This window comes from Butyrivibrio fibrisolvens (genome assembly GCF_023206215.1).
Lineage (GTDB): Bacteria > Bacillota > Clostridia > Lachnospirales > Lachnospiraceae > Butyrivibrio > Butyrivibrio fibrisolvens_C.
On record NZ_CP065800.1, the window covers coordinates 1,757,321 to 1,782,547 of the forward strand.

At 38.7% G+C, this 25,227-nt stretch carries 17 protein-coding genes and 4 tRNA genes; 18 read left to right on the forward strand and 3 right to left on the reverse strand.

What is annotated here, in order from left to right; all coding sequences use genetic code 11:
* The first annotated feature begins 193 nt into the window (after positions 1-193).
* Together I7804_RS07145 and I7804_RS07150 are read left to right on the forward strand one after the other, a co-directional pair.
* Complete coding sequence (locus I7804_RS07145) at positions 194-1,489, forward strand: adenylosuccinate synthase (protein WP_092041834.1); 1,296 nt, start codon at positions 194-196, stop codon at positions 1,487-1,489.
* Positions 1,490-1,715: 226 nt separating this feature from the next.
* Positions 1,716-2,627, forward strand: a complete 912-nt coding sequence (locus I7804_RS07150; RefSeq protein WP_110074083.1) for an HAD family hydrolase — start codon at positions 1,716-1,718, stop codon at positions 2,625-2,627.
* On the opposite strand, the gene I7804_RS07155 is transcribed toward I7804_RS07150, so the two are convergent.
* Positions 2,624-3,568, reverse strand: a complete 945-nt coding sequence (locus I7804_RS07155) for a LysR family transcriptional regulator (RefSeq protein WP_248405693.1) — start codon at positions 3,566-3,568, stop codon at positions 2,624-2,626. The genes I7804_RS07150 and I7804_RS07155 overlap by 4 nt on opposite strands.
* 210 nt (positions 3,569-3,778) lie before the next feature.
* On the opposite strand from I7804_RS07155, the gene infC reads away from it, so the two are divergent.
* From infC to I7804_RS07190, 7 genes are all read left to right on the forward strand, one after another.
* Positions 3,779-4,291, forward strand: a complete 513-nt coding sequence (infC, locus tag I7804_RS07160) for a translation initiation factor IF-3 (protein ID WP_027203732.1) — start codon at positions 3,779-3,781, stop codon at positions 4,289-4,291.
* A 43-nt stretch (positions 4,292-4,334) separates the two neighbouring features.
* Complete coding sequence (gene rpmI, locus I7804_RS07165) at positions 4,335-4,535, forward strand: 50S ribosomal protein L35 (protein WP_022753649.1); 201 nt, start codon at positions 4,335-4,337, stop codon at positions 4,533-4,535.
* Positions 4,536-4,586: 51 nt separating this feature from the next.
* Positions 4,587-4,943 carry a 50S ribosomal protein L20 gene (rplT, locus tag I7804_RS07170; protein WP_022753648.1) on the forward strand — a complete coding sequence of 119 codons (357 nt, stop codon included), beginning with the start codon at positions 4,587-4,589 and terminating at the stop codon, positions 4,941-4,943.
* Positions 4,944-5,182: 239 nt separating this feature from the next.
* On the forward strand, positions 5,183-6,625 hold the full coding sequence (locus tag I7804_RS07175; protein WP_248405695.1) for an aminoacyl-histidine dipeptidase: 1,443 nt from the start codon (positions 5,183-5,185) through the stop codon (positions 6,623-6,625).
* A gap of 308 nt (positions 6,626-6,933) precedes the next feature.
* Positions 6,934-7,494 (forward strand): TetR/AcrR family transcriptional regulator, encoded by a 561-nt coding sequence (locus tag I7804_RS07180; protein ID WP_027218413.1) that lies wholly within the window; start codon positions 6,934-6,936, stop codon positions 7,492-7,494.
* Between the two features lie 42 nt (positions 7,495-7,536).
* Positions 7,537-9,978 carry an alpha-galactosidase gene (locus I7804_RS07185; RefSeq protein ID WP_248405697.1) on the forward strand — a complete coding sequence of 814 codons (2,442 nt, stop codon included), beginning with the start codon at positions 7,537-7,539 and terminating at the stop codon, positions 9,976-9,978.
* Between the two features lie 239 nt (positions 9,979-10,217).
* Complete coding sequence (locus I7804_RS07190; RefSeq protein ID WP_022757232.1) at positions 10,218-10,565, forward strand: DUF1858 domain-containing protein; 348 nt, start codon at positions 10,218-10,220, stop codon at positions 10,563-10,565.
* A gap of 171 nt (positions 10,566-10,736) precedes the next feature.
* On the opposite strand, the gene I7804_RS07195 is transcribed toward I7804_RS07190, so the two are convergent.
* Together I7804_RS07195 and I7804_RS07200 are read right to left on the reverse strand one after the other, a co-directional pair.
* On the reverse strand, positions 10,737-13,472 hold the full coding sequence (locus I7804_RS07195; RefSeq protein WP_248405698.1) for an NYN domain-containing protein: 2,736 nt from the start codon (positions 13,470-13,472) through the stop codon (positions 10,737-10,739).
* Positions 13,473-13,700: 228 nt separating this feature from the next.
* Positions 13,701-13,774: transfer RNA gene (locus tag I7804_RS07200), tRNA-Pro, on the reverse strand.
* A 150-nt stretch (positions 13,775-13,924) separates the two neighbouring features.
* Here I7804_RS07200 and I7804_RS07205 point away from each other — a divergent pair.
* The 9 genes from I7804_RS07205 (at position 13,925) to I7804_RS07245 (ending at position 25,120) form a co-directional block, all read left to right on the forward strand.
* The gene (locus tag I7804_RS07205; RefSeq protein WP_248405699.1) at positions 13,925-14,725 is read left to right on the forward strand and encodes an adaptor protein MecA; all 801 of its coding nucleotides are present in this window, start codon (positions 13,925-13,927) and stop codon (positions 14,723-14,725) included.
* A gap of 67 nt (positions 14,726-14,792) precedes the next feature.
* Positions 14,793-15,623: an arginase family protein gene (locus I7804_RS07210; protein ID WP_248405700.1), complete on the forward strand. Its 831-nt coding sequence runs from the start codon at positions 14,793-14,795 to the stop codon at positions 15,621-15,623.
* A gap of 147 nt (positions 15,624-15,770) precedes the next feature.
* Positions 15,771-15,855 (forward strand) — tRNA-Leu (locus tag I7804_RS07215).
* Positions 15,856-16,124: 269 nt separating this feature from the next.
* A tRNA-Leu gene (locus tag I7804_RS07220) sits at positions 16,125-16,207 on the forward strand.
* Positions 16,208-16,250: 43 nt separating this feature from the next.
* Positions 16,251-16,335, forward strand: a tRNA-Leu gene (locus tag I7804_RS07225).
* A 518-nt stretch (positions 16,336-16,853) separates the two neighbouring features.
* Positions 16,854-17,510, forward strand: a complete 657-nt coding sequence (locus I7804_RS07230; protein WP_248405701.1) for a gp58-like family protein — start codon at positions 16,854-16,856, stop codon at positions 17,508-17,510.
* 111 nt (positions 17,511-17,621) lie between these two features.
* Positions 17,622-18,236 (forward strand): signal peptidase I, encoded by a 615-nt coding sequence (gene lepB, locus I7804_RS07235; protein ID WP_022757236.1) that lies wholly within the window; start codon positions 17,622-17,624, stop codon positions 18,234-18,236.
* Positions 18,237-18,323: 87 nt separating this feature from the next.
* Complete coding sequence (locus I7804_RS07240) at positions 18,324-23,288, forward strand: Cna B-type domain-containing protein (RefSeq protein ID WP_248405702.1); 4,965 nt, start codon at positions 18,324-18,326, stop codon at positions 23,286-23,288.
* Positions 23,289-23,536: 248 nt separating this feature from the next.
* Positions 23,537-25,120, forward strand: coding sequence for a SpaA isopeptide-forming pilin-related protein (locus I7804_RS07245; protein ID WP_248405703.1), 1,584 nt, complete (start codon positions 23,537-23,539; stop codon positions 25,118-25,120).
* The last annotated feature ends 107 nt before the right edge of the window (positions 25,121-25,227 follow it).

Here is a 25,227-nt window from a genome sequence, read left to right on the forward strand (position 1 = left end):
TAATTTTGGCTAAATTTTGCTCGATATTGACAATTTTCAAAATATATAAGCGTGGCTTATGCGTAACATAAAAAAATATTGATTTTACTTATGAACAAAAATGTTTTATAGTAATCACGGTGACAGGTTCATGTCTTATGTCACTAAAATCTATTTGTTATTTGGAGATAACAATTTCAGGAGGATAATAATTATGGTTAAGGCAGTTGTAGGAGCCAATTGGGGCGACGAAGGCAAGGGAAAGATTACAGATATGATGGCAGATAACGCAGATGTTGTTATCCGTTTTCAGGGTGGTGCCAATGCAGGTCACACTATTGTAAATGAGTATGGTAAATTTGCTCTTCATACAATGCCGTCCGGAGTATTCCATCCGAATATTATGAATATTATTGGTAATGGTATGGCTTTCGATATTCCTAAGTTTATGAGAGAACTTAAGGAAGTTACTGAAAAGGGTGTTCCGATGCCACAGATCATGATCTCTGACAGAGTTCAGGTTATGATGCCATATCACATTCTGTTCGATACACTTGAAGAGGCTCGTCTTGCAGGTAAGAGCTTTGGTTCTACCAAGTCCGGTATTGCACCTTTCTATTCAGATAAGTTTGCTAAGATTGGCTGGCAGATCAATGAGTTCTTCCAGGATGATGAGACTATCAAGGAGAAGATAGCTAATATCGCTTCTATTAAAGATACACTTTTAGTACACCTGTATCATACAGATCCTATTAACCAGGAAGAGCTTTTTAATACGATCGTAGACTGGAGAGAGCAGGTTCGTCCTTATATTGGCAATGTTTCTGAGTATCTCGATAAGGCTCTTAAAGAGAACAAGACAGTCCTTCTTGAGGGACAGCTTGGTACTATGAAGGATCCTGATCACGGCATCTATCCTATGGTTACTTCTTCACACACACTTGCAGCTTATGGCGCACTTGGAGCAGGAATCGCTCCTTACGAGATCAAAGAGATTGTAGCTGTAACCAAGGCATACAGCTCTGCAGTAGGAGCTGGTGAGTTCGTATCAGAGATCTTCGGAGAAGAAGCTGACCTTATGCGTAATCACGGTGGAGACGGCGGAGAGTACGGTGCTACAACAGGAAGACCCAGACGTATGGGCTGGTATGACTGTGTTGCAAGTAAGTACGGATGCAGACTTCAGGGCGCTACAGATGTAGCCTTTACAGTACTTGATGATCTTGGATATCTTGATGAGATCAAGGTATGTGTAGCATACGAGATTGATGGCAAGGAGACTACAGAGTTCCCTGTAACAAGAGAGCTTAAGAAGGCTAAGCCTGTATATGTAACTCTTCCGGGATGGAAGTGCGATATCCGCGGAATAAGGAACTTTGACGAGCTTCCAGAGAATGCCAAGAATTACGTTAACTTCATCGAACAGCAGATTGGATTCCCGATCACAATGGTTTCTAATGGTCCTGCTCGTGAGGATATTATCTACAGAGAGAGCCCTCTTAAGAAATGATATTTTAGAAAAAGAATTATTAGAAATAAATCTATTTTAGAAATAAAGATATTTTAAAAAAGTTATTTTAGAAAAAAGATTTTTCAGAAAAATGTTGACTGAGTATATCGCAGCTATTGATCAAAGATCGTGGCTGCGATATTTTTATAAAGCTTCTTTGACTTTAAAAGGCATATGTCATATTGTGGTATAGACGATCTTATGAATTTAGTTAGGAGGATTTACTTTGAGCGATAATAATTCAGCAAATAAGTGGACGGCTAAGAGAATAGCCGCAATAATTGGTATTGTACTTCTTGTGGGGATGTATATAGCCCTGTTTATATTGGCATTTATCTTTCCTGCCAATTCTTTTGAACTGTTTATAACAGCTGTAGGCGGAACAGTAGGTATTACGATACTTATATGGCTTATGATATGGGTGATAGGTCTTTTTACAGGAAGACATACAATAGCTTCTCTTGATGCTATGACTTCCGATCAGGATCATGACAAGTATGGCAATGCAGTTCCGAGAAAGCCTTCAAGCTATATTGATACGATCATCTTCGATATAGGCAATGTTCTTGTAGACTTCTCCTGGAGGCAGATGCTTGCAGATAAGGGAATTCCTGAAGATCTTATTGAGAAGGTTGGCGATGCAACCGTAAGAACTGATATCTGGAACGAGTTTGACCGTGGCATCATGAGCCATGAAGAGATTATTGATAAGCTCTGTGAACAGAGTCCTGAACTTTCCGAGTATATACATATGGGCTTTGATGATTTCAAGGGCATAGTTAAGCTTAGAAGTACATCAATTCCTCTTATCGAAGGGCTCAAGAAAGCACATTACAGAGTGCTTGTTCTGTCTAATTTTTCCAAGAATGCAGTAGATACCAACAAGGTAGAGATGGCTTTTTTGGACTATGTTGACGGCGGTATCTTAAGTTATAAGGACCATGTGATCAAGCCTGATAGCGATATCTACGAACTGATCATAAAACGCTACGACCTCACCCCTGATAAGTGCGTATTTATAGATGATACAGAGAAAAATGTCATCGGAGCCATCAGATCAGGGATAAAGGGTATCCATTTCCAAAGTATCGAGCAGATGATGGATGAGCTTAAAAAGCTTGGAATAAAGCGCATTTAATCCTTGGCTTTGATCAGTTCCAGCAGCTTTGCAGATGCAAGGGACTGAGGACGTTTGGTGTCAGTCACAAGTCGCAGGTGTCTTGGAGGGATTCGCTGCTTGAATCTTAGTTCGAAGAGTTTTCCGTTGTCCAGATCTTCTTTTGCAAAATCCCTGACAACCATGCCAACGCCAAGAGATCTCTCTGCAAATTGAACGATCATATCACTGGTGGCTAGTTCGAACTCAGGATGTATGGTTATATTGTTCTTTTTTAAGAATTCAGTTACATATCTGCCGCTTGACGTCTGGCCTTCAAGAGTTATAAGCGGCAGATTTTCAAGCTCTTGAAGATCTATCATATGATTTTTATATTGGATAAAAGATCTTCCTGCTACGAAACAGTCCTGAATTTCGCGAACATCTATATAAGTGATGTTTTCTTTATTTATATATTCAGGAAACGGAGATGATACAACGCCAAAATCTATTCGGTCATCTTCGAGGTATTTGAGGGTTTCGGGAGTAGGTCCATTGGTTACGGTGACTTTGATACCGGGATATAGCTGATGGAATTTCTCAAGGTATGGCAGAAGGAAAAAGCGAAGAGTCATATCGCTTGCTCCGACTCTGACTTCTCCTGCTTCCAAATGCAGAAGCTGAGATAGGCGTTTTTCACCCTGAAGTATTTCTTTGTAGCCTTTTTCTACATATTTATATAGGAGGCTTCCTTCTGATGTAAGAGCGATGCCTCGTCCGCTTCTTTTAAATAAAGATACGCCCAGCTGCTTTTCAAGACCTGATATCTGCTGACTTACAGCAGGTTGTGACATGCTAAGCTCTTTGGCGGCAGCGGTTATCCCGCCGTTTTTGGCCACATGATAGAATATCTTATAGTATTCAAGATTGACATCAAAGTTTGTATTGCTGATATTATTTTTTAAATTGTTGTTTTTGATCATTTTTTATTTTGCCTTTTTGAACTGAAACTATTGACAAAGGGTTACTATCGTGATAATCTACTAATGTTTGAAAACAAAGCAGAGTATCCACTCTCACCCTGCGGCATATGCTTCAGGTGTTTATAACTTCAGACAGACTCTTTTGTCTGTACGGTTTGATTATAAGTGGATGCGTCTCGCGTGTCCACTTTTTTATTTTAATCGGAGGTAATAACCATTAACGACTTATTTATTAACGAACAGATCAGAGACAAGGAAGTTCGTGTGATAGGACTAAGTGGTGAGCAGCTTGGAGTTATGTCAATCCAGGATGCACGCAAAGTCGCAGAGGAAGCAGGAGTTGATCTTGTCAAGATCGCACCAAATGCAAAACCCCCTGTTTGCCGAGTAGTTGACTACGGCAAGTACAAGTATGAACAGCTTCGCAAAGCTAAAGAAGCGCGTAAGAAACAGAAGACTGTTGAGATTAAAGAGATTCGTATTTCTCCCAATATCGATACAAACGATCTTAATACTAAGATCAATGCTGCAAGGAAATTCCTTGAAAAAGGCAATAGGGTCAAGGTAACTATGCGTTTTAGAGGTCGTGAAATGGCTCATATGGGAGCGAGCGTTCATGTTCTGATTGATTTTGCCAAGGAGCTCGAAGACTGCGCAGTAGTTGAGAAGCAGCCTAAAGCAGAAGGCAGAAGCATGGTTATGTTCTTAGCTGAGAAGAAATAAAAAAGTACATGCAGATACCGTAAGAAATAGGAGGATTTTTATTATGCAGCACAAAATGAAAACAAGCAGAGCAGCTGCCAAGCGCTTCAAAGTAACAGGCACAGGCAAGCTTATGAGAAACAAGGCATACAAGCGTCACATTCTGACTAAGAAGTCTACAAAGAGAAAGAGAAATCTTCGTCAGCCAGCTCTTGTAGATGCTACATCTGTTAAGACAATGAAGAAGATCCTGCCTTACCTTTAATTTTTAGTAAGACAGTTCGTAGTTTTTTAGATTATTTAGGAGGAAATTACAATGGCAAGAGTAAAAGGCGCATTAAATGCCAAGAAGAAACACAATAGAGTATTAAAGCTTGCAAAGGGCTACAGAGGAGCTCGTTCCAAGCAGTATAGAATCGCAAAGCAGTCTGTAATGAGAGCTCTTACAAGCGCATTCGCAGGTCGTAAGCAGAAGAAGAGAGATATGAGATCACTTTGGATCGTTCGTATCAACGCTGCTGCTAGACTTAACGGAATGAGCTACAGCACTCTTATGCATGGCCTCAAGCTTGCTGGTGTTGAAATCAACCGCAAGATGCTTGCTGAGATGGCAGTTAATGATGCAGAAGGCTTCAAGACTCTTACAGAAGTTGCTAAGAAGCAGATCGCTTAATATACAGAATTCGTGAGTTTAACATGAATTTATAAAGATCCACTGATCACTTTAGGTGTGACGTGGGTCTTTTTGATTGCTTTGATATGTGATAGAATATACATCTGATTTAAGTATTAGTATTTACATCTAGTATGCTGACTGGCTCATATTTGATTAAATATGAACGAGTCAGTACACTAGAGGCGTAGATCTTTTACTGATACTAAATAAATCTGTATTAACAGGAGGACTTGATAATGGGCGTTTTAGATAATTTAGAGCCAAAGTCAGTATTTCATTTTTTTGAGGAGATAACACAGATCCCTCATGGATCAAATAATGTTCAGATGATCAGTGACTATCTTGTGAAGTTTGCCAAGGATAGGAATCTTGAGTACATACAGGATGAGACCAGAAATGTTATCATATTCGGTGAAGCTAGTGAAGGATATGAAGACAGGGAGCCGATCATCCTTCAGGGGCATATGGACATGGTAGCTGTTCATGATGCTGATTATGATATTGATATGGCTACTCAGCCTTTAAAGCCTGTTACAGATGGTGATAAGATCTGGGCTGAGGGTACATCTCTTGGTGGTGATGACGGTATTGCTGTTGCTTATTGTCTTGCACTTCTTGATTCTAAGACAATTCCTCATCCTAGGCTTGAAGTTGTTATAACAACCAATGAAGAGACTGGAATGGACGGCGCATTTGCGATAGATCTGTCTCCATTAAAGGGCAGAAAGCTTATCAATATCGATTCTGAGACAGAGGGTGTACTTCTTACATCTTGTGCAGGCGGAGCAAGATTTTATGCAACTCTTCCTGTATCTAAGGTTAGCAGAAGCGGTATGCTATATGATATCGAAGTGTCAGGCCTTCTTGGTGGACATTCAGGTACAGAGATAATCAAAGAACATGGTAATGCTAATATTCTCCTTGGAAGAATTCTTGCTGCAGTTTCTGACAAAAACGATATTTCACTTGTTTCGATAAATGGCGGAGTAGCTGATAATGCAATTCCGGTTAATGCAAAGGCAACTATAGTAGTGCCTGAAGATACAAGTAAAGAAGCTGCTTTAAAGGCAGTAAAGGACCTTGAAGCTATCGTTAAGAGTGAACTTGAAATCAAGGATCCTGATGTTAAGTTTACGGTAACAGCAAGAGAAAAATGTACTTTTGACTGTCTTGATAACGCTTCAATGAAGAATGTATACAAGCTCATATTATCCTTACCAAATGGTATCCAGGCTATGAGCGCATCTGTTCCGGGACTTGTAGAGACATCTCTTAATCTTGGAGTTATTGTAAGTTCTGATAACGAAGTGACACTTGAGTATGCTGTTAGAAGTAGCGTAGATAGCAGCAAGGATGCTCTTCTTGACAGACTTGTATACATTACAGAGGCATTTGGAGCCAAGGCCAAGATCACATCATCCTATCCGGGATGGCCATTTAAGTCAGATTCTAAGCTTCGCGAGCATATGATAGATGTGTTTAAGAAGATTTACGGCCGTGAGCCTAGGATAGAAGCTCTTCACGCAGGTGTAGAATGTGGACTTTTTGGTCAGAAGCTTGAGGGACTTGACTGTATCTCTATAGGACCTGATATGGAAGGTGTTCATACTACATCAGAGAAACTTTCTGTAGCTTCTGCAGCCAGAACATTTGAATATCTGTGCGAAGTCCTTAAGTAATTGATCTGATCATAGTGTTTATTATAAGTGTTTTTATCATAGTTTGGATGTACTGGCTTTTGATTTGAAAAAGATCTTGAAAGAGACAGTATACTATAAAAGTGATAGAAATAGTTTTAACTTTTGCGATGTTATATTAGTAGCCAAAATTTTTTGAAAATTTTGGCTACTTTTTTATATTCCATTTTACGATAATGAATGATAAAATGGAAACCAAGGAAAATGATTAAGTTTCCAAATGTTAAAAATGTTTATTTGGTGCAAGCATATGGAAACGTATAAAGAATATTTTTTATCGGAGATGAGTTATGGATGAGACACAGAAGAAGATACTGGAGACTGTAATAGTTGAATACAAGGCTAAAGGCCTTAAGTTTACTATGGATGACATTGCCAAAGAATTGCATATGAGCAAGAAGACCATATATAAGATCTATCATGATAAGGAAGAGATGCTCGATAGCATGGTTGACTATGTATTTAATTCTATTAAAGAGAGTGAGCATGCTATCTTGAATGATAATAGTCTTACTACTGCTCAAAAGGTTAGCAAGATACTTATTGCTCTTCCTGATAGTTATCAGAATGTGGATTTCCGTCTGATGTTCCAGCTTAAAGACAAGTATCCAAAAGTTTATTCCAAGATTAACGATAGACTTGAAAGCGACTGGGAAGAGACTATAGCTCTAATAGAACAAGGTATCGAAGAGGGCAGTATCAGACCTATTTCTATTCCTACTCTTAAAGTGATATTCGAAGCAACTGTAGAGAAGTTCCTTAGTTCTGATGTTCTTATCAAATTTAATATGGAATACCAGAATGCACTTAATAACATGATAGATATTCTTATGGATGGCATTAGAGCTTAATCAGGGGAACAGAACATTATATATTGGGAGTGGTGACTTGCTATGATCATTGAGAGAAATGGATGTTTTTTGCTTCAGACTTTGCATACATCGTATCTTTTTAATATTTTAAAATCCGGACATCCGGAGCATCTTCATTACGGTGCTTCAGTGATATCGGAAACGCAATATGAGGAATTTCTAAAAGCTTCCTCCTTTGGAGATGGCTCAGAAAGTGAAGCTGCGTCTATATGTCTTAACAATATCTGTTATAGCCTTAGCGAAAAGCATCCTGCTGTAGGCGGGAATATGATCTCATATAGTGATGATTTTCCGGGGATCGCGCTTGAAGATCTTCCTCTCGAGATAAGCTCTTTTGGTAAAGGAGATATAAGAGATCCATTTATTCTTGTAACACATGAGAATGGTTCTAAAACTTCAGATTTTACATTTGAGAAGGCTTCTATTACTAATGATATACAAGCTCCTTCCTCTCTTCCGGGATCATATGATGATAGTGTTAAGACTAGCGTCGGCTCATCAGAAGACTATGCTCAGCAGCTTGTTGTTACATATAAAGACAAAGAGTATGGAACTTGCCTTGAAGTTATATACAGTGTATATCCTGAATGTGATGTTATCACAAGACGAGCAGTCATAGTATCTGCAAATGAGAAGATTCACATAGACCGTATCATGAGTAACCAGATTGATTTTCATGAAAATGGGCTTGTGTTTACATCTTTCCATGGAAGATGGGCTGATGAAATGCATAGAACAGACAGTGTCTGCGATGGCGGAAGATGTGTATCAGAGGAGATGGCTGCAGGCGAATCCGGAAGCAGGTCCAATCCATTTGTCATGATCTCCCATAAAGATACTACCGAAGATAGCGGTTATTGCTATGGCTTTAACCTTATTTACAGTGGTAATCATTATGAGGCTCTTTCATCCAATGGATATGATAAGAGCCGTTTTATAAGTGGTATATCTCCGGCGACTTTTGGATGGACGCTTGATAAAGGTGAGAGATTTGAAACTCCTGAAAGTATTATGACTTTTGATATGAATGGTGCCAATGGAATGAGCCGCCACATGCATGATTTTGTCAGAAAGCATATAGTAAGAGGAAAATGGAGAGATAAGAACAGACCGATCCTTATCAATAGCTGGGAAGCATCTTATTTCAGATTTACAGAGTCAAGTCTTTTAAAACTGGCTAAGGAAGCTGCAGGACTTGGAATAGAGCTTTTTGTAATGGATGATGGATGGTTTGGCAAGCGTGATGATGATAAAAGTTCACTTGGCGACTGGTATGAAAATAAAGACAAATTGCCGGGCGGCATAAGTGGTCTTTCCAAGAAAATAAATGATCTTGGGCTTATGTTTGGTATATGGGTAGAGCCTGAGATGGTCAATGAAGACAGTGACCTTTACAGAGCGCATCCTGACTGGGCTGTTCAGGTTCCGGGACATGCTCATTCCAAGGGTCGTAATCAGATGAATCTGGATCTTACAAGAACTGATGTTCAGGATTATGTTATCGAGTCTATGAAGAAGGTCTTTGGGTCGGGTGATATCTCTTATGTAAAATGGGATATGAATCGTATATTCTCTGACTGCTATTCTAAAGAACTTCCTGCAGACAGGCAGGATGAATTTATGCACCGCTATTACATTGGCTTATATCGCATTATGAAGGAATTGACAGATTCTTTCCCTGATATATTGTTTGAAGGATGTTCTGCAGGTGGTAACAGGTTTGATCTGGGAATTCTGTGTTATTTTCCTCAGATATGGGGATCTGATGATACGGATGCTATATGCAGAGCAGATATCCAGAGAGGTTATAGCTATGGATATCCTCAATCGACAGTAGGCGCGCATGTATCTGCAACTCCAAATCACCAGACTCTTAACACAGTACCTCTTGAGACCAGATTTGACGTAGCCTCATTTGGATGCTTTGGATACGAGCTTAATCTGTGTGATATTACTGCTTCTGACAAAAAAGAAATCAAAGATCAGATAGACTTTTACAAAAAATACAGACATACCCTTCAATTCGGGCATTATTACAGATTAGATGATGGAAGGTGTATTACAGTATCGGATGATGGCAAAAAGGCCATAGCATTTATGCTTCAGAGAGAAAGCAGACCTAACAGAGATGTTGTGACTCTTAGAACTTGCGGACTTGATGATAGCAAGACATACCATATCACTAACAGATATGTAGATATCGACCTTAAGACTATGGGTAGTCTTATCAATATGTTTACTCCGATACATATTAAACAGGATGGTATTATACATAATATAGCTAACTCTGTTGTCAAAGTTCAGAATGAAAGAGAAGATATGACAGCTCCTGGTGCACTGCTTAACAGAGTAGGCGTAAGGCTTCGCCCCAAGTTTGGAAGTACCGGTTTTGATCAGGACGGCGATAAGACAGGAATCCTTAGGACGGGTGACAGCAGGCTGTATATCATTGAATCTGTATGATGATTTTGTAATAAGATTTAGTTTTAGTATCCATGCGATTGGTATACTGGTTCATTCATAATGGATTTTTAGAAAATAGAATGATAGTTAAGGATGGATACAATAATAGTACGCAATATAATTGCAGATGTTTATAGAAAATTAATATGATATAAGCCTTTTATATGCTTGCTTTATTATATTTCATAATGTAGAATTCAACTTGATGTAGTTATTGATTATACGGAGGCTTTATTAATATGAGTTTAAGAGATATTTTATTTGGTAGTGACGAGGAGCTTGCTAATGCTCCTGTTAATGAAGAAGCAGAGAAGGCCGGAGCAGAGGCAGCTGCCAAAGCTATGAGCGATGAATCTTCTGAAGATAAAAAGGAAGGTGCTGATCTTATTACAACAGATATGCTTGTAGGCGAGATCATAGCTAAGCATCCTTCTACAGCACAGTTCCTTATGGACTGCGGCATGGAATGTATTTTCTGTCCAGCATCTCAGATGGAATCTCTTGGAGAGGCATGTGCAGTACACGGAATCGATGGTGATGAGATCTGCGCAGCTCTTAATGAGAAACTTGAAGAGTATAAAGACTGATATATATGTTAAAGAAAGCATATTAAGTGATAAAATCCCCCTATACATGATATTTGATGAGTTTCGATATCGTAATACTCATCTGTATGTCATGTATGGGGGGATTATTTGATTTGTATTCAGATAGAAAGTATATACATTTTTGAATCTTTGATTCAAAAATGTATGAACTTATGAATCTGTACTATTAAGGTCTATATCTTTAAGAACATAGTTATGTAGCTTATTGTCTAGTGTCTCTATATGTTGCTGTCTTATCTGATCTTCTGTATTTTTTACCTCGTCCCAGAACTCTTTTGCAGGCATACGGATACCGCCAGCTCCTAATATGATAACCTGTTCGATTCCGTCAGATGTTGCAACTGTAACTTTATAGTTTTTCGAAAGCTCATGTGAGGTTCTTTCTATATATTGGTCTGCGGTTTCTGCTTCTTTGGTATATATTACATCAAGGTTATGGTATTTAAGGACTTTTTCTGATCCTCCATGAACCTTGTAGGCATCGAATACTAGGATTATGTTCTCTCGTCTGTACCCTTGGAAATTAGATACTATATCCATAAGCTTGTCTCTTGCAGCATTTATATCTCTTTCTGCGAGAGATTTTAGATCGCTTGAAGCAAATAGTACGTTGTAACCGTCTATAAGAAGGTATTCTTTCTGACCATTTGCTTTTTTCTGGGCTTTGGCATCTCTTTTTTCATCATACTTGGGATCAGATATCCCTTTGGGTTTGTCATCAGGAACTCCGTAGGTGCGTGGCCTGTCATCATCGTTATTGGTACGGCGGTCTTTAATTGGGCCGTAGGTCTTTTCGAAGATAGCCATGAGTTCATCCTGACCTGCCCTGTAATCACGCTCTTTCTCAGAAAAGGACCTGTTATCAACAACTGCCTCATTGGAAGTGCGAGCTTTGAATGCAGTAATGTTTTCAATGTCATACTCCATAGCGATGTTGCTGGGAATAGGAGTATTGTCTCCTTCAGGCCTCCACCCTGTATCTACATGCATATATTTTCTGACATCATTCCATGGGATGACAGTGCCTACTCCGTGAGAACAGAAGACGGAGCTGCAAGGATTGTGGGTATCAAGCTCCGGATCGTAGTTGCTTTTGGCTATGACTTCTTCTGCGTTATGGCACGGGGCATAGCCTTTTAGTACGCAGGATATAGACCCTTCGCCGCTTGTGTAGCTTCTTACATCTTCTGCATAGTTTCCAAGGCATGCAGCGGGGATTGTACCTCTAAGGACAGTTTTGCCATTCTCTATCTCAGGTGAATTTACTGTGGCATTTCTTTGTGACAGATCAGTCATGGCTCGTCCTACATTTTCAGAAGGAACTATAAGTTCATATCTGTACACAGGCTCAAGTAGTACAGAGTTCGCCATCATAAGTCCTTGTCGTACAGCTCTGTAAGTCGCTTTTCTAAAGTCTCCGCCCTCAGTGTGTTTTAGATGAGCCTTGCCTGATATGAGAGTTATCTTCATATCTGTGATCTCGGAACCTGTGAGAACACCTTTGTGTTTTTTCTCCTCAAGATGGGTCAGGACGAGTCTTTGCCAGTTGCGAGCCAGGATATCAGTAGGGCAGTTTGCTTCGAAACTAAGACCGGATCCAGGGGCAGAGGGCTCTAGCATTAGATGAACCTCTGCATAGTGTCTTAGAGGCTCGAAGTGCCCTACGCCTTCGACTGTATTAGCAATAGTCTCTTTGTATATGATACGTCCCTGGCCGAAATCTATGCTCATTTTAAAGCGGTCCATCATGAGTCTTTTTATGATCTCCATCTGAACCTGTCCCATAACTCGTACGTATATATCGCCGTTTTCTTCAGTCCTTGATACGCTGAGCATAGGTTCTTCTTCCTGAAGGATGAGGAGGTTCTGCCAGACTTTGTAGGGATCTTCATCATCAGGCAGCAGGATCCTACAATTTAATATAGGTTCTAGCAGCTCTTCGTGGTTTGATGCTTCAAAGCCAAGACCGTCGCCTGCTCTTGTGCCGGATAACCCTGCTATTGCACAGATTGTCCCTGCCTCGGCACTTTGCACCTGTTCGTATTTACTTCCGGAGTACAGCCTTATCTGTGATATCTTTTCTTCTCCAAAAGTATCTCGTATTGATATACTTCCTCCTGTTATTTTGAGAAAAGATAATCTGGTTCCGTCACTGTCTCTGGAAATCTTATAGACTCTTGCTCCAAAATCATCAGGATATGAGGGGGTAGGGGCATATCTACACAGATTTTCAAGGAAAGCCCTGACGCCTTCACCTTTTAAAGCACTTCCATAGTAACAAGGAAATAGAAGCCTTTTGGATATCAGGTTTATTATGTCACTTTCCTTAATAGGGGTACCGTTAAGGTAGCTGCCTAGAAGGTTATCATCGCAGACTGCTATACTTTCACATACCATAGGATCGTTGACTCCGAGAGTCATGTTTACAATGCTTCTTCCAAGACTTTGGCTTAGCAAGGCGGAGATTTCATCCATATCACTTCCCGGCTGATCCATCTTGTTTACAAAAATAAAAGTTGGAACATTATAATGCTCAAGCAATGACCAAAGTGTCCTTACATGAGCTCCTACACCATCAGCTGCGCTTATAACCAGAATTGCTGCATCTAGGACCTGAAGAGTTCTCTCTGTCTCGGGAGAGAAGTCAATATGCCCGGGAGTGTCCATTAAAGTGATCTTACGATCAAAAGCTTCCAGTCTTGCCTGCTTTGAGAAAATGGTGATTCCTCGTTCTTTTTCCAGATCAAAGGTGTCTAAAAAGGCGTCACCATGATCAACTCGTCCGATAGATCTAACAGCACCTGCTTCATATAATAATGCTTCTGATAAAGTTGTCTTACCGGCATCAACATGTGCCAGTATTCCTATATTAAGTGAGGTGGACATATATCCTCCAAGAATATGCGTATTTGTAGTGAATATCGTAATTTAAATCATAGCATATGTGATGATCATATGCATTGCAATAACATGGATGGAACATAAAAAGATTCTAAAATATTACAAAGGTCATACAATAAGAGATATAAGTAAGGATTAGATGTGAATTCTGCTTTTGTTCAAAAAAAGAAATCGCACTGATGATCAAATCATCAGTGCGATTTCTTATCATAGTCGGAGTGACAAGACTTGAACTTGCGACCTCTACTTCCCTAAAGTAGCGCGCTAGCCAACTGCGCTACACCCCGGCACAAGTGCTATTATATAACAGGGTTTTTGAAAAGGCAACACCTAATTTTTAAAAATTACAAATTTATTTTATAAAAGTTTTAGCACTCTCAGCTGGACAGTGCTAATTTTTGATATATAATATACTTAATTGAGAGGAGTGAGGCAGGATGGTAATTATAAAAATAAGTGAAAAGACTGTGCAGTGCAGTATTGCTGCTCAGGAACTTCATGAGATCGGACTTACACCTGAAGCTCTTTTACATGGAGAAGAAAAGAGTATTCCATTTATGACGCAGCTCAATCAGGAAGTTGGGCAGCAGCTGTCATATGATCCTGAGAATGAAGTTATGATGATGAGCAGGAATCTGATGGCTGATGGAAGTGTACGTATATATGCGGTTAAGATGGACAATGATGATATACAAAGTTCTGCAGACCGCCTTCGCAGTATTGCTCAGGGAATTCTGGATTATCTCACACAGGACAAGATAGATGCAGTCAAAGCTGAAAAAGGCAAGGATAAAAGTGATGCACTAAATAAACTTGTCGAAGGAATGAATAATATGGTAGGTCGTATGTATCTTGAAGAGAGCAAAGAAGGTCAGGAACTTATCAGTGCTCTTGAGAAGATACAGGAAGTTAATGTCATATCTAAGCCTGCGCTTGAATATCAGCGCTATATGGGCGAATTCGATAATCTTGATAAGGTGATAAGATTTTCAAAGATCGCATCGGCTATGCCGATAGTGGATTCTGCGCTCTATAAGGCGGATGACAGATACTATCTTATGATGGGACTTCAGACTGACAGCGAGGCTGTTGTATATGAACTTCGAAAAGCCGGTATCGAGTACGCAAGTGCTCTTAGCGTTAATTCACCGGAAGAACTGCATCTTGCTGAGACTGCAGAGCGCATTATAGCAAAAGATGCTATTTCTCATCTGGCTGAACTGGAAGCCGAGAGCTGACTATAATGAAGCTTTTTGTTAAGATGTAGTATCGCAGTATATATAACCAAGCATCAAGGATCTGATTATGAATAAATTTGATGATGTAGCGATTTTTAATTTTACAGGTGTATATGAAAGCGAGGATTTCTATAGAAATATAGATAATCCTCGCTTTATTGAATGCAAGGACATAAGCGGAACAGATTGCTTTTGCGACGATGATGGAGAGAGAACGATCAGAAATATCATAGAAGGTGAGAAAGTTCCTCTTCGAGGTATTCATTTTATAGATAATGGCAATTATCATTATATGTCACATATCTTTACTTCAATGATTGAAGAACCCTTTGATCTTATATATTTTGATAATCATCCTGATATGAAGCCTTCCATGTTTGGCGATATCCTTTCTTGCGGTAGCTGGGTCAAAAAAGTAATTGAAACTAACGTAAATGTCAGAAACGTCATAGCTGTCGGAATTAATAAAGAGCTATTTGATGAAATAGATGATGCCGTAAGAAAAAAAGTGACATTGGTGTCAATCTGCGATAGCGTATGCGGAATAGAAAATGATGTTTACAAAAGTCTTGACTATGACAATATTAACGTTGGAGATGGTACTAAAAACTTTGATAACACTATGAACAGAATTATGGACGGGTTATCGCATGACCTTCCTGTATATATTTCTGTTGACAAAGATGTATTGTCTCCGGATCAGTTAAAGACCAATTGGGACCAGGGAACTATGCTGGCAGATACTCTTTTAGAGATTATAAAACGACTCGTAGGGTCAAAAAAAGTATTGGGCATAGATATATGCGGCGAAGTAAGTATAGATACAGATTGTGACTATGACCTGGAGATTCAGAAGAACAACAGTTTTAACAAGAGGATTTTAACAGAGTTATCATGAAGACTGTATCTTCTATATAATAATGTTAATGCGCGATCGATAAAACGATTTTTTGGAAAAAATGCAAATAGGTGTTGACATTAAATGATCAAAAGGATATCATATAACAGTCGCGTGCAGCGAGTATGGCGACAAATTATAAGGTTTGCGGGAATGTCGGAATTGGCAGACGAGCAAGACTAAGGATCTTGTGACCGCTTAGGTCGTGAGGGTTCAAGTCCCTTTTCCCGCACGAAGAGCATCAGTCGGATGACTGGTGCTCTTTTGCGTTATCCATAAAATATAGTGACTACATAAAAGCACAATCATATACATTTTTGAATCTTTGATTCAAAAATGTATATTTTCTGAAGGCTTGGATCTGAATTGTGTTTAGAATAAGTTTGAGTAAGTTTTTTGAAAAAATAAAAAATAAGTGTTGACATAAATCTCTCTAGAGGATAATATAATACATGTCGCGTGCAGAGCGCGAGGGACTACAGCGTAGTGCACATGCTATATGCAGGAATGGCGGAATGGCAGACGCGCATGGTTCAGGTCCATGTGATAGCAATATCATGAGGGTTCAAGTCCCTTTTCCTGCACTGCCTTACTTATAAGGCAAGCGATATAGTTAAATAAGGGTTTGCGGGAATGTCGGAATTGGCAGACGAGCAAGACTAAGGATCTTGTGACCGCTTAGGTCGTGAGGGTTCAAGTCCCTTTTCCCGCACTAAAGAGTATTGATTATAAATCGATGCTCTTTTTTGTTCATTATTGTAAGGTGCATTAAAAGCTTTACTTAATGAATTTTCGTTAATATCTACAATGAACTTTTTCTAAAGGCCAGGCGCTAAAAGCTTCTTTTTAAGCCTATCTAAAACAAAATGACCGACTTTCATTTCAAAAAATCATGTTTTTATGATGGTAATTATTATAAAAACTTTCGGAGCGTGTGGTATAATTTAGGAAGCTTTATATTAGTACTTTTTACATGGCGTAGGATTAGTTTTTGCGAGAAAGTCTTTTTTAACATCAAGATCGGAAACGCCGCCGACATCAATGGTTTCTACAGCATAATGTTTTTATCAATAAAATAACGAAATTACGTATTTGATTTGTTTAATATCAATATTGCCAATATATAGAAACGATATTATGATAATCTATCAGTGAGTTTATATGTATTTACAAAAAACATCAAAAATGTGATGAATTTGTCTGTCTTATACGCTTTATAGCGTTTGAAACATGAGGTTGATTATGGCAGAACTGGATCTTAAGAAGCTAAGTAGAGCTCAGCTTCTCGAAATGATGCTTAAGTTCTCTGAAGAAGCTGAGGCTGCAATTGCCCATGAAAAAGAACTTCAGGAACAGTTTAATAAGGAAAAAGAAGTTATCCTTCAACAGGCAGCAGATGAAAGAGAAGAAATGATGCATAAATTTGATGAAGAAAGAAATGAAATGCGTCAGAAGTTTGCAGAGCAGAAAGCACAGCAGCAGGCTAAATTCGATAAGGATATTGAAGGGCTTAAAGCAAGACTTGAGCGTGAGAAGGCTGCTATGAAAGATGAAGTTGATATGGCGCTTCATAAGATAAATAACTCGGGTACGCTTGCAGATGCAGCAGTGAGACTTGGCAATGTAATGGAATCTGCTCAAGAATCCGCTGATATGTATGTAGAACTTATCAAAAAACAGATAGAAGCTGAATATGAGGATCTTCAAAATGACATGAAAGCGGCCAGAAGTCGAATCGAACTTCAGGAGAAGAAGTCGAGTGACAAATGCAAGGTCATGGAAGAGGATACAAGACGAAAGTGCTTAGAGCTTTTAAAAAAAGCTGAGTATGTCTACAAACATCCTGAGCTTGTGGCAGGTTTAGTACAAAATAGTAATAAGGCTTGAGCTTTTGCCTAACTATTTTGAATATTGTAAATCGGGTAAATGCAATAAGACATAAAAAGCTAATCTTATGTAACATACATGTTTTGATATATACAGGGATGGATTATATCGGTGAGTAGCAAAAATACTAATACTAAAGATAATGAACTTAAAAACATCAAGCCGACGACACAGCAGCTTAAAGATGCCCTTGATCACGAAATGCGTAAGCAGGAGTATAAGACTACATTTGCTAAAACAATAGGAATACTTGTGGCTGTTGCTGCGTTTTCTGTTCTTATTGCCAGCTTTTTTGTAAAAGTTCAAAAGATATCCGGAGAATCAATGTATCCGACGTTATCTACAGGGCAGATTGTAATAGCTTTTAAAACAGATACGTTTGAGCCGGGACAGTTAGTTGCTTTTTATTATAACAACAAAGTGTTGATCAAAAGGGTAATAGGGTCACCAGGTGACTGGATCAATATAGATAGTGAAGGCAATGTCACTGTAAATGGTGTGGTTTTGGATGAGCCATATCTTACAGAAAAGAGCCTTGAACCAACAGATATTGAATTTCCATACCAGGTGCCGGAAAGTAGATACTTTGTATTGGGGGATAACAGAAGTGTGTCTATAGATAGCCGTTCAGATGTAGTGGGATGCATCTCAAAAGAACAGCTAATCGGTCACGTTCTATTCAGAATTTATCCATTTGGCGAATTTGGAATTATTACTAATAACTGACTATTGACAGGATTTTATTAGTAGGTGTGTTTTTTTGTGCGCCAAAATACAGGCTTTATAGGGAAGTTAAGTTAAGAGGAAACAGGGATGCAGAAAAAAGGTGAAAATCGCATAAGAGAGTATTTGAGCAAAAGAAATCGCTATAAGAGATGGATTTCTATTGTTATAGTACTTGCGATGCTTGTAGGTCTTACAACAATATACTCATTAAATCAGGATGCTTCAGCTACAACACAGGATGGCGCTGATGAAGTTGGAATGATACTTGAAGGATCAGATGGCAATGGGTCTGATAATAGTGACCATCAGACTGAGACTATTGTTAATAATAGCGGCGAAGGTTCTGACACCGAATCTGTTTCTGATGAGCAGGAAGATGACGGATCATCAGATGATACAAGGGCTGCTGATAATACAGATGAACAGAATACTTCTGATGAAGAGTCTGATGAGCATGAATCAGATGAGTCAGCTATAGAAGCTTCTGAACTTACTGATCTTAACGATGATGAATCAGCAAGTGCAGCATCAGCTTATACATCATCAGATATTCAAAATGATGAAGATGATGAAGATGATTATGTTCCGGTTAATATCGCTGTTTTGGTAGTTGATGAAGATGGTAATGCCCTTGGTGGTGACTACTTAGATATTGATATAGATGATATTTCTTTTGACTCAGATTCAGAAGTGAGTATTGATTCTTCTTTGTTTGGTAATGTTTCTATTACTAATGAAGATGGCAATACCACCTATTATGAATATGTAGCTAATTCTTTTGATGGAGAACAGATTCAGTCCATTAGAAGGCAGGAATATAAAGCTGATGATGCGGATACGGATCCTAGCTCTGATCACTTAGAATCAGATTCTTCTGAAGGTAGCAGATATAACTACTACTATTCTAAAGATAATACTGACTGGATCAAGATAACATCTGATGCAGAACTTATTATTACATATAAGACCAAAGGAGTAGCTGTAGATGTAAGAGCATCTGTTGTAGATGAGTTTGGAGAAGAGATAGATTCTTCATTTACAGATATGGATCTTCCGGCTTTTACAGACGATGTACTTGTCCTTGATGATGTAGATAATGCACCTGTAGCTAAGGTTCGTAAGGTGTTAAAAACATATAGCACATACAAAAAGTATAGTTCTGAATATACATATGTACGTGCAACAATTGATGGAAACATCGTCACAAGTATTAAAAGAACTCTTTTGGATGAAAATGACGGAGTATATACATATTCATATACTATAGATGGTGAATCGTATATAGATATAACCAAAGATACAGTTGTAAAGTTTGAATATGCTTCAGATGATTCTGATACATACAAGTTTACATATGACGATGATGATGTAGTAGTTACAGCCGTTTTACAAAATGCTAATGCTATTCCTGAAAATGCTGAGCTTCGTGCTACCAGGATCACAGAGGGAGAAGCCTTTGATGCATATATAGAAGCTCTTAATGCTGCTGATAATGAGAGTTCAAAAGATTCTGATCAGCCTGAGGAAGGATCTGGCTTATCAGAAGGAACTGATGAATCAGAAGAATCAGTAAAGCATACACAAGACAATACTCTTCTTTATGATATTGCTTTCATAGTATCTGAGAAGGATGATGAAGGTAATGAAACTGAAGTTGAATATGAGCCTACAGAAGGATCTGTAAAGATCACAATAGAGTTTAAAAATAAGCAGCTTTCAGATATAGGCGTTTCTTCTCAGGAAGATGTAGAAATATCACATATGATCCTTTCTGAAGAGGTTAAGGATACTGCAGCTACTACATTAGAAGCTTCTCAATCAGCTACTTCATCTGACATTACTATAGAAGAGATAACAGCCAGTGCGGTAGAAGCAGGTAGTGATGCCTTGTCCAATGAAAAGATTGAGTTTTTGGCAGAAAGCTTTTCTGTATATGCTTTATCTTTTAATAACAGCATTCTTTATTATTACAACTACCAGTATGTGGATGACTTTGACTATCAGAAATCGCTCAATGCTGCATATGATTATGGTGTTGTAGCCAATACATATTCCTGGTCAGGCGATACAGAAACCAACGTAATGGCAGGATATGTTAAGACAACAGGCAATGATGTCGGAGCATCAGTTAATTATAGTAATGCAGGTGGCAATAACTACTTTGGTGATTTTGAAGACAATATTACTACAGTTAACTTCCATACAGCTCCTGCTAACATCTATCTTGGAAGCGGAGCTACATCCAAATATAGTAATGGACGGATCAAATTTACTAATACTAGTGGAACAAATATTGTTAAGAACTCCGGAATCAGTGTTCCTACTGTCATAAACAGTATTGATGATTATTATGCTAAGTATGAAGGCATAGGTGGTGCATTTGAAGCAAGTCACAGAGATAAGGGCGGAACAACAATCGATCTCCGAGGCGTCCCAAATGGAACATATGTTCTTACTTATACAGGCAATAATATTCATATAGATCACGAGAAGTTATATATATACCTTAACGAAGGTCAACACCTGATTCTTAACTGTACATCTTCTGATCTGTCCATAGGAACGTATGAACTTAACGGAACAGTAAGCTCTTCATATGTTGGAAACACAGACAAATCATATGACTGGCTTACAACTGCAGTTATATTTAACGTTGTGAATGCCAGCAATGTTACTATAACCAATACCTGCGGTACATTTATAGCTCCTGATTCAGCTGTTGTGACAGGTGGTGTTAACGCCGGAGTTGTAGTTTCGAACTGTATCACTTCCTGCAATGAGTGGCATTATCACAATCATGATCTTCCGTCTGTTGAAGATTTCGGATACCTTCGTATCCATAAGATGGTAGTTAATGATTTTGGTTCTGATTTTGTAAGAGATAAGACCAAAACTGCTCTGTTAAAACAAGTCACATTCAGAATAACCAATACAGCAGATAGTTCATATATAGTATTTACCGGATTTGTAACAGGTCAGACGGAATTAACATACAAATCTGATGGTAGAACTATAGCAGGTAGAGCGGTTGAATATGACAAATACGGCAATCTTACAGGCAGAAGCTATGATGTAACTTATAATAACAGCGCCCAGTGGACTGTTTCTAAACTTCCTGTAGGAACTTATGTTGTAGATGAAGTAGCTGACGGACTTACACTTGGTTACAACGCTGTAGGCAATTATTATTATGCGATTACTGATTCCGGCCTTAGCAGAGTTACAAAATATGCTGTAACCACTGATGCTAATGAAGGCAATAATAACTACGGAACAGGTGGAGAGAACCTGAGAAAAGTATTCTCAGTAGATGTCAGCAGCGGCAATCAGAACAATCTGTCAAATGTAGGACAGACTGTTAGTGTAAGTAGTTGCTATTCAAAAACTCAGACCGTTCAGGTATGTAACTATTATTCAACACCTGTTGCACCTTTGGAGGTTACTAAGAACTTTAACGGCGGTATATGGGAAGATGACATGACCTTCTCATTTAAGCTTGAAGGTATAAGCGCTACTGATACTGTTCTTTCTGATGGAACCTTGGTATCCGGCGTAGCGGTTCCTATGCCCAAGGCAGATACTGTTACAGGTGATGGTATATCAGCAGTATTAAATGATGACAATACATATACTTTGTCTATAAACAGTAGTGCAAAACATACGAACGAAGATGGTTCATATACTGCCAAGGCATCTTTTGGAAGTATCAGCTATGTATATGAAGGAACATATACATATAAGATCACTGAAGAGATGACTGGTGCTAACGGAGTTATATATGATACCAGTGTGTATTATGCAACAGTAGTAGTATCCAAGCAGTATACAACTTTCCAAAAGACGTATTCTACCTGGGTCAACTATCCGGATGGTAGAGAAGCAGGCGCTTTTAGTAGCGGTGATAAAGATAATGTATCTTTAACCAAAACGGAGGACTTCTTCTATCTAGGAGCTGATGTTGTTTATACAGATGAATCAGGACAAAAAGTTGCGGCAAGCTCTGTAAGACTTAATTCGGGACTTAACACAGCTAATCCTGTCAGCAACCCTTACATTACCACTTATGACTCTTCATATAACCAAAATGGAGTGGTATTTGTAAACAGCTATGCAGCCATCAAGGTTGTTAAGAGCGCTGCAGTAGAAGGAACCATAGCAAATGGAACAGAATTCTCTTTCCGCGTATATGATTCTGAGGGCAAAGCTTTAAAGGTTTACGGTTACAGCGTAGATGCAAACGGCAATGTAACAAAGTATGAAAAAACCAAGGATCGTAACATCGTTCAGGTTGGCGGTTATGTAGTTATCACAGGATATAAATCCGGTGAAGATGCTAATGGAGACGAGATCATTTCTAATCTTGTCCCTGGAAGCTTATATACTATCGTCGAGTTAACCTCGAATGAAGGCGACAAGATAGATGGAGCGCCTTTAGGTTATAAAGTAAGCTATTTTGTTATGACACCGGAAAACATGACACCTGTAGAAGGCAATACAGTAGCTTTTACAAGCGGCCTTTCTACTGTGAATATTGTTAATGATAAGCTTGCTCAGCTTACAGTCAAAAAGACCTGGCTGTCATCATCTGGCGAAGATGATTCAAAGAGCCATACTTATCTTGATCTTAGTTTGTACAGAAAGACTCAGGATGAAAATGAATGGACTTTTGTACAAACGCTGCAGCTGACCAGTGCAAATGAATGGAGTTATACATTTGAGGATCTGCCTGCTTTTGATGCAAGCGGCAATGCTTATCTTTACAGAGTGGCTGAAGATGATGCATACAATTCACTCTACAGCATTACATATTCTTATGTTGATGGTAATGGCAATACGACAACTGTAGAGGGAAGCCCTGAATATGCAATGAATATTAACGGCAGCACCTATGATTATGGTCAGCTGACTATTACCAATAAGTCGCTTGTTAATAACACACTTCCTTCTACAGGAGGTATCGGAACGATTATATTCAGGATCATAGGTGGACTTTTAGTACTTGCAGCAATTGTATTCTTTATTTTGAAAAGAACTAAAAAGAGCAGATCATAATAAAGAATTTTGAAATACAATGCGATGCAATAGAATCATAGCATTTACGCGAAAATACAAATATTATCATAAATATGAGTATTTGTAAGATGGTCAAAATGCTACACTATGGCATAATATCGTGCCAAAAGGCACGATTTATGAAATATAAGCTGGTTACAAAACAAAATTTAATCACATTTATCTGACACCGGGTTAAGTCTTACTTTTTTGGAGAAGGCCAGGGGAACAGGGAAAAGGAGAAAGAAATGAAGAGATTCAAGGCACTATTAACAGGAATCCTCACAGCAGCGCTTCTTGGCGTAACTGCAGCAGGATCTATCACAGCTAATGCTCAGGAAAATGCCGGAAGCATTACAGTAACAGGAGCAACAAAAGGTGAGACTTATACAGCCTATGAAGTACTTGAGTATACAGCTGTAGACGAAACACTTAATAATGCAGCAGAGTCCACAGATACTAATGGTACAGCACAGTTCACAGATACTCATGGTACATATAAAGTTACAGCGGAGTGGGTAGATTTTTTTACAAGTAATGAGTACGGACTTAGTTCATATATTACTAATTATGATGGTGAGTACTATGTAACAGGAGTTACAAAAGCTAATGATGTAGCGTTCGCTTCTGCTATTCAGACAGGAAGTATCAAGTATATTGCTTCTCATACTAACCTTACTGCAAGACAGGCAGTAGCACAGGAGAAGACAGTTACTATCTCAAACCTTCCATATGGTTATTATGTAATCGATTCTTCACTTGGTGCAGTTAATAGTACAGGTCTTACATCACCTTCTGTATCAGTTGAAGAAAAGAACGTGACAACACCTGCTCCTGAGAAAGAAGTTCAGGAGAACTCCAAAGCAGCAGAAACTTTCAGCATTGACGAGTCCAATGGCTGGGGAGAATGGAATGACGGTCAGATTGGCGATACAGTTACATTCAAAACAAAGGTAACACTTCTTCCCAAGACAACCAATGTAGTACTTCATGATACTATGGATGCTACTCTTAGCTATAAAGAAAAATCTGCAGTAGTTTACTATGCAGAAGATGCTACTGGAAGCGATGTAACAGACGCAGTAAAAGCTAAAGCATCTGTAAATACAGATGGAAACGGATTCACAGTATCTTTTGATACATCTTATACAGAAAATCTTACAAATACTGTTTTCGTAACTGTAGTTTATTCAGCTCAGATCACTCAGGGTGCGCAGGTCAACAAAGGCCAGCTCAATGATACATATGTATCATATGGTAATGACGGTACAACAGCGCATGATCGTACATACACATATACTTATGACATCAATATCATAAAGCAGGATGAGAACGGTACAGCACTTGATGATACACACTTCAATCTTCTTGCAGCAGATGGAAAGACTGTATTAAAAGTGTTTTATAAAGATGGTGTTTACACTTTAGCAGCTGACCAGAATGCCGATAATGTAACTGACGATATTGTTACATCTTCAAAAGGTAAGATTAAGATAAATGGTCTTGATACAGGAGTTTATTATCTTCGTGAGACACAGGCCAAGGCTGGCTACAACATGCTTACAGATGATATTAAGATTTCTATTTCAGGAACTGTAGATTCTACTAATAACACAGCAGTTGGAACTATTTCAGCTACATATGGCGAAGATAATGCAGCTAAGATTGGTAATGTTTCTGTTGATAAGAATACTCTTTTCGTAGTAAATACAACAGGTGCTTACCTTCCTTCTACAGGTGGCGTTGGTACAACAATGTTCTATCTTGTAGGCGGCGCACTTATCCTTATGGCAGTAGCTGCATTCATCGTTAAGAGAAAAGCAGCAGTTTAATCCTAAAACTTATTGTATGCATTGTATTATTGATTCGCCTATAGCGAAGATATACTAAGATATGATTTGTAGCGGTATATGACCGCTTTCTCCGCCATCTGTCAAAG